Below are 782 nucleotides of genomic sequence, written 5' to 3' on the forward strand. Positions count from 1 at the left end.
GCGCGCGTCCTGGCCGGCCTGCCCGCGCGGGCGTCCGGTTCGCCCTCACGCGTCATCTGAACGGGATTCCCCGGACGCCGCCGCGCGGCGCGCCGCGGTCCCGGCCGAGCAGGCTCCCATGCGTCTCCTCATTTCCCTTTTCCTTCTGGCCGCCGGCATCGTGGTCGGCGCCGCCGTTCCGGGCGTGTCCGGGTTCGTCCGGGACAGCCTCGCGGCGGTCGGCTTGACCCGGACCGCCGGTCATCCCGGGCCCGAGCCGGTCGGGCACGATCACGATCATGGCCCGACGCAGGCCGCCGTGCCCGAAGGGCGAGGCCACCAGGACGAAGGGCATCCGGACCACGCGCACGCCGAGGCGGGGGTGATCCGGATGCGGCCCGAGCAGGTGGCGGCGCAGGGCATCGCGGTCGCGCCGGTCACCGGCGGGACGCTGGCCCGCCACCTCCTCGTCCCCGGCACCATCACCCCCGACACCGACCGGATCGCCCGGGTCCCCGCCCGGGTGGTCGGGACCGTCGCGGAGATGCGCAAGCGCCTGGGCGACGCCGTCCAGAAGGACGAGGTCGTGGCCGTGCTCGACAGCCGGGAGGTCGCCGACGCCAAGAGCGAGTACCTGACCGCGCTCGTCCAGGTCGAACTCCAGACGATCAACTTCGAGCGTCAGCAGACGCTGCTGGCCTCGCGCTCGGCCTCGGAATCGGCGTTCCAGAGCGCCCGCGCGGCGTTCCTCGAGACCCGGCTGCGGGCCGACCTGGCGCGCCAGAAGCTGTCGGCGCTGGGGC

General features: G+C 74.8%; 1 protein-coding gene. It reads left to right on the forward strand.

The window, feature by feature from the left end:
• Positions 1-118: 118 nt before the first annotated feature.
• The coding region (locus FV228_RS31370; protein WP_187277994.1) for an efflux RND transporter periplasmic adaptor subunit at positions 119-782 on the forward strand (664 nt) is incomplete at its 3' end.

The sequence above is a fragment of the Methylobacterium sp. WL18 genome, from assembly GCF_008040015.1.
GTDB lineage: Bacteria > Pseudomonadota > Alphaproteobacteria > Rhizobiales > Beijerinckiaceae > Methylobacterium > Methylobacterium mesophilicum.